This is a genomic window from Pseudomonas sp. HMWF006, assembly GCF_003061205.1.
GTDB classification, from domain to species: domain Bacteria; phylum Pseudomonadota; class Gammaproteobacteria; order Pseudomonadales; family Pseudomonadaceae; genus Aquipseudomonas; species Aquipseudomonas monsensis.
The window spans coordinates 1-6,221 of the sequence record NZ_QAIU01000640.1 but is presented as its reverse complement, the minus strand read 5'-3'; the positions used below and the strand labels follow the sequence as shown (position 1 = coordinate 6,221).

Genomic DNA, 6,221 nt, shown 5'->3' with positions numbered 1-6,221 from the left:
GAGTGAACCACCGCCTGTGCAAAGCCTTAAACAAACAACTTCAGCACATTCCCCATTGCATCATCGGCAAACCCCTGCACAAAGTCCTTGAACCCCGGTAGCGCCTCCTCACCGCCGCTGGCCGGCTCGGCAATGATCGTCCAGGTCGCCCGCGCTTTTCCCGCCCCCAGCGATTCCACATTCATCGCCGCCCATAGATTGGCCACGCCCAGGGTGTTGTAAATCGTCGTCCAGGTCATGCTCCGCGCCTGCTCATCGCGGGAGTTGAGTTGCTCGACCACCACGTTGCCATCCTTGAAGAATTTCTTGCGCAGCGAAGCCACGCCTTCGCCAGTCATTTCGATGTGCGACAGCGCCGGAATAAACCGCGCGAAACCGCCAAAGTCGCCGACCACGGCCCAGACCTGCGTGGCGTCTGCCGGCACTTCCACCGACGATACGACGTGGCAGCCGTGGGGGTTTTTGATCAGGGTGTCGGGTTGCAGAGTGCTCATGGTGTAGCTCCTTGTTGATGGATCAGATGAAGTTGATTTCTTTCAGGTAATCGCAGCCGCGGCGCAGCAGCGCCGGGGATTTTTCCGGGTAGTGCGCGCCCATCTGCTGCACGCCGGCCTCAGCATTGGCGTGGCCGATCAGGGAGATGTCGCCAATGTCTTCCTCGAAACCGTTGAGGTAAAAACCGAGCACGCCGAACAGCGCGTTGTCGGCATCGACCCGGCTCAGTTGCTGTTGCCAGTCGGCGACGCTGACCAGCGAGAACTCGCTGCCGGTTTCGCGGAACGAAGCGACGTAGGCGTCCCAACTCAGTGGCTCGGGGTTGTGCAGGTTGAACACCGCGCGTTCGGCGCAATAACGGCTGGCGTGGAAGGCGATGAAGCGGGCGAGAAAGTCCACCGGCATCAGGTCGAAATTCAGCGCAAAGGCCGGTACCTGACCGAGCTGGATCGACCCCTTGAGCATCAGCATCAAACGGTTTTTATGCGGCTGACAGACGCCGCTCAAGCTGTTGAAGCTGATGTTTCCGGGGCGATACAGATTGATCCGCACACCGCGCTCGCGCGCCCGTTCAAGGATGCGCTCGCCCACCCACTTCGACAGGTTGTAGCCGTTGCGAATGTAGATCGGTGGCGTCGGCGCGGCGGGCAGCTCCAGGACCTGACCCGCGTCATCGACGGTGCTGGACGCCGAGAGCGTCGAGACAAAGTTGAAGACCTTTTTGCTCTGCCCTTCGCACAGGCGCAGCAACTGGAAAACCGGCTCGACGTTGTCTGCTGCCAGCGACTCGTAATCAAGCACGTGATTGACGTTGGCGGCGTTGTGCACGAGCGCGCCGAATTCGCGATCCAGGCGCTGATAATCCGCTTCAGCCAGGCCCAGTTGCGGTCGGGTGATGTCGGCCGCGTAAACCCGTACCCGACTCAGGTCCAGATGATCGAGACGGTTCTCGTGCAAGGCATGGGCAAAGCGTTGCGCCGCCGTTTGCCCGCCGCCGTCGCGCACCAGGCATGCGACTTCGCTGGCACCCCAACCCAGCAGCGCTTCGACGATGTGTACGCCGACAAAACTGTTGGCGCCGGTAACGATGACCTTATGCACATCGCCCATGCGGCTGATCGGCAACGGCTCGATATCCAGCGGTCGCTCGGCGTCGGCCATGGCCTGGGCGCTGAGCACGGCGCTGTCATCGGTACCGCGCACCAGTGTGGCGAGTTTGCTGATCGTTGGCAGTTCAATGAAGCGATTGATCGAAATGCTGCGGCCAAACTCTTCCCGCAAACGCAGCAACATCCGCGACAACAGAATCGAGTGGCCACCAAGGTTGAAGAAACTCTCGTCGGTGGAAATGTCACCGGTGGGCAGCTCCAGCAACTCTGCCCAAATCTCCAGCAGCAAGGCTTCGTCGGCGTTTGCCGGCAGGCATTTCGGGCCGCCGTCCTGCACGCTCACCGGCAGCTCCAGCAAGGCTTTGCGATCAACCTTGCCGTTACTGGAGAAGGGCATGCCTGGCAGTTCCGTCCACGCCACCGGTTGCATGTAGTCCGGGAGGAATTGTTGCGCGTGAGCTTTCAGCGCTTCACGAGCAACCTCCGATTGCGGCTGGGCGAGGAACGCCAGAATCCGCCGCTGGCTGTCGATCACCACCGCGATCTGTCGGTACAACTGGCTCTCGCGCAGGCAGCGTTCGATCTCTTCCGGCTCGACCCGAAAACCACGGATCTTCACCTGATTGTCGCGGCGCCCGCACAGTTCGATGCCGTGCGCGCCCCACTTGGCCATATCGCCGCTGCGATAGGCGCGCAGTTGAGTGCCATCCGGTAGATCCAGCTGCAGATAACGCTCGGCGGTCTGCTGTGGATTGTTCAGATAACCGAGGCAGACGCCGGGGCCGACGATGAACAACTCGCCGACGGTGTTCTCCGGCACCGGCTGCAGTTCGTCATCGAGAATCAGCACCTGACTGTTGGCGATCGGTGTGCCGAGGGTGCGGTTGCTGTCGCCGGTTCTGAGCTGCCGCGCGGTGATCAACACCGTGGCTTCGGTGGGGCCGTAGAGGTTGTGCAAGGTGCCCTGGCGGGTCAGTTGCTCGATGACGAACGGCTCGCAGACATCGCCGCCGGTCATCACTTGCACGCCCTCCAGTTGCTCGAGCGGCAGGATGCTCAGCAGGGCCGGCGGCAGGAAGGCGTGGGTCAGTTGGCGGCGCCGGATCAGTGCCACCAGTTGCAGCGGATCACGCCGTTGCGTGTCGTCGGGTACTACCAGTTCGGCACCTTCGAGCAGGGTCGGGAAGATGTCGATCAGCGACGAATCGAAACTCAGCGAGGAGAACTGCAGCACCCGGCTTTCGGCCCGCAGTTGCACGTAATCGGCGTACCACGCGGTGAAGTGGGCGAGGTTGGCCTGGCTCAGCAGTACACCCTTCGGATGCCCGGTGGTGCCTGAGGTGTACAAGGCCATGCACGGTGCGTCGAGTGCCGGGCGCTGGCGCATCAACGGCAGGTGCGGATCAACGTGCGCCGTGTCGATCTGGCTGACATCCAGCCCGGCCATGGTTTCGCTGAGCGGATGCTCGCCGTCATGCAGCAACAACACGGCGCCGGCGTTCTGCAGAATGTATTGCTGACGCTGCAACGGATGTCTCGGCTCCAGCGGCAAGTACACCGCGCCGCTGCCCAGCGTCGCCAGAATCGAGGCGAACAACGCCGGACTTTTCGACAGGCAGATGCCGACGATCCATGGTTGCGGATGCGCGGCGAGCAGTGGCTGCAATCGCTGCTGGATCGCTTGGGCGTGGGTGTGCAACTGGCGGTAGCTGATCGACTGTTCGGCGAGGTGCAGCGCCGGCCGATCGGCATGCTTGATCAGGCTGTGTTGCAGACGCTCGATCACCGGCATCCGCGCTTGCGCCAGCAACGCCGGATTGGCCGTGTCGTTGAGTCGATGGACGTACGCCAGGCTGTCGAGAAACAGCAGGTTCTCCAGACGTTCGAAATCCGGTGCGCTCACAGAGGCAACGTCCTTCAGATAGTCGGCGTCACGGGAGAAACGGCTGACCAGCAGCGCGACTTCGTCCACCACCTGCGCCAGCACGCGCTGGCGCAGTGCCTGACCGTTGCCGGACGGCTCGTCGCCAATCGGCACACGGCTGATCAGCGTCGAGCCGAGAAAGCACAGCAGGTCGAGTGTCGGCAGACCTGACCGGCTCTGTGCACCGACACCCAAACGCAGATGCAGGTGCGGGATGCGACAAAAGTCGCCGGCGGCAATAAAGCCATCGTCGATGATCAAATCCACCTTCGAGTGCGTGGCACCGCTGCGCTGCAAGGTATGACCGTGTTGTTCGAGTTCCAGCGCCAGGTCGGTCATGGCCTGACTGGCGCCCATCAGCAAAATGTCGAGACGTTTCATGTCGGCCTCCTCATCAAACCAGGTAGTCGCGCAGGGCGTGCTGCACGCAAGGCGTGTCGAGCAGCGAGCTGTTGTGGAAGAACTTGACGATGTTGCCCACCAACGGATGGTGGCGATTGATCGGGAATGCCAGTCCGGCCATTTCGTCCCTGAGCGAGCGTCGTGTGGCCTCGCTGACTGGCAGCGCATTGATCAGGCGCAGGTCGAAGGATTTCTGGATGTCATTGGTCAGGTAATGGCCGATAAACACCGGCAGGATCTGCGCGATGACGTCGCGATCTGCCGCGCTGGCGGTGTGCCAATAAATGCGCACCATCCGCGCCCAGAAACTCGAATGACGGCCCTCGTCGAGCAGGTGATCGGCCATCAGTCCCTTGATCGACGGCTTGACCGTGTCATCGCGGGCGAACGCGGCGACATCGCCGGTCACGGTGTTTTCGGCGATGGCCACGCAAATCAGCTCCACGGCGCTGCGCAAGTGCTCCGGCGCCAGTGCGACGGCGGCAGGAATCGCCCGGCTCAGCTCGATTTCATCGGGCAGCTGAATCGGTTCGATGCCGGTCATGGCCACCGTTTGCTGCATGAAATCCATCGCCACCAGAGCGTGGTAATCCTCGTCGACCACCACGGTCATCGCGTCGTAGCGACAGGCGAAAGGAAAGCCCACGGCAAAGCGATTCTTGGCGATACTGCGCGCGGTCTTGTCGACGATTTCGGTCTCGAAAATCACCACGTCGTTGATGAATTTGTACAGCGTCTGCACCAGGGCGAAATCGCGCTGCTGCGGGCATTCACGCAGAAAGGTTTCGCTGAGCACCAGCGGCTGGCGGCTGAGCGGATAGATCAGACGCTCGTCGTTTTCCAGCACACGGCGCGGACGGGTGCGAATGGTCGCGCGACTCTCCCAGGCGTCGGCGAAGGATTGGTAGTCAGCGGCGTTCATTGGGCCACCTCCGCCAACGGCTCGCGCATGCTCAGACGCAGGCCGTCCCACAGGGCGATGCGGCTTTCCACGGCAGCGATGGCACTGGCATAGACCTCGGCCTCACGTTGAGGATCGCCATCGACCAGACGTTCCAGCAACTGCTCGGCCGCCGGGCCGTGATCCTCGGAGTCGACTTCGATGTGCCGTTCCAGGTAATAGCGAAAGGTCGGCGCCTGCTCGATCCCGATGCCCCAGTCGTCGAGGATGCGCTGGAACATGGTCGGGATAACGCTTTCGCGACCATGCAGAAACGCCGCCGCGACACTGTGCCCCGGTGCATGCAAGGCGGTGCGCAGGGTGTCGCGAACAAACTGCGCGGCGGCCGGGTCGACCGCGACGCTTTGCAGCGCAATGTCGTAGCTCACGCCTTCCTGCTGCAGCGCGACGAAGCGCTCCACCGCCGTGGTGCTCGCGCCGATTTCGCGCATCGCATCCAGGTACAACTCGAAGTGGCTGTAGTGACCTTCGGCCAGGCGATCGTCCGATTCTTCGCCGAGGACGATTTCGTTGATCAGCCGCGCCGCGTGAGGGTCACGCGGCGGTAGCCAGGGCAAGCGCGTGCAAGTCAGTTCCTGCTGCAGGCGCTTGGTCAGTGACATGAAGTCCCACACGGCAAAGACGTGGGTTTCCATGAAACGACGCAAGACCGACAGCGAAGTGATCTCGGAAAAGATCGGGTGAATACTGAGTTCGGCTTTCTTCAGGGCGAGTTGGTTCTTAGTGGGCATCATGATGTCCTTTATCATTGATATGAAGTGCAACGTCTCTTTCAACTGTGCAATCAATAGCGTCGCAGTTAGTTGTTTCCTGGATGTCGGGCGAAGCCACAATTGCCGGTGAATAAGCGTCAGGCGTTATCTACGGTTTTAGCGCTGGTCCCGGTGAGCCGCCCTTATGAATTGGGGCGAGACTCCGGGGTGAGTGCCGAAGTTCAAACTCGGCGAAGAAAAACTAATACACCGGGAAAGTATTTAACAAGTGTATTTTTAATTATTTTAAGTTTGCTGTTTTTCAAGTATGAGAAGTGCCGATAAAACTTTTGGCTGAAGTTTTATTTGGGCGTAGTTGCTCCTTTCGGTCGATATTGGCCAAAATTGATTAACAAGAGTGAATGCCTCACTCGAAGCAACTTTCTTAATGAAATGAATTGATTGATTTAAAGGGGCGGAAATTGGCCGGGACCGGCGCCTGGACTTCCTTTTTCCCGTGACAAGGCTCCTTCCGTAGGTTCCTGGTGCGGTGACGGCGCCGACGATGCGGTGCGTCGCCCGTTCTTTATGGGGTTGGCCGTTCAAGAGTGAGGGTAAATCAGCGCGACGGCTATTAC

Annotated in this window: 5 protein-coding genes; all 5 read right to left on the bottom strand. The window is 60.6% G+C overall.

Features of this window, described 5'->3' with window-relative positions; translation table 11 throughout:
- Window positions 1-26: 26 nt before the first annotated feature.
- Entirely contained in the window at window positions 27-494 is a 468-nt protein-coding gene (locus tag DBR24_RS29675; RefSeq protein WP_128616476.1) for an SRPBCC family protein, read from the bottom strand.
- A gap of 22 nt (window positions 495-516) precedes the next feature.
- On the bottom strand, window positions 517-3,909 hold the full coding sequence (locus DBR24_RS29670) for an amino acid adenylation domain-containing protein (RefSeq protein ID WP_128616475.1): 3,393 nt from the start codon (window positions 3,907-3,909) through the stop codon (window positions 517-519).
- A 13-nt stretch (window positions 3,910-3,922) separates the two neighbouring features.
- A complete protein-coding gene (locus DBR24_RS29665) occupies window positions 3,923-4,852 on the bottom strand; it encodes a diiron oxygenase (protein ID WP_128616474.1) in 930 nt (309 codons plus the stop codon).
- Entirely contained in the window at window positions 4,849-5,625 is a 777-nt protein-coding gene (locus DBR24_RS29660; RefSeq protein ID WP_123470329.1) for a DUF3050 domain-containing protein, read from the bottom strand. The genes DBR24_RS29665 and DBR24_RS29660 overlap by 4 nt, the downstream gene beginning before the upstream one ends.
- 264 nt (window positions 5,626-5,889) lie before the next feature.
- Window positions 5,890-6,221, bottom strand: a 332-nt coding sequence (locus tag DBR24_RS31365) for a hypothetical protein (protein ID WP_218278161.1), incomplete at its 5' end; no start/stop codon positions are given.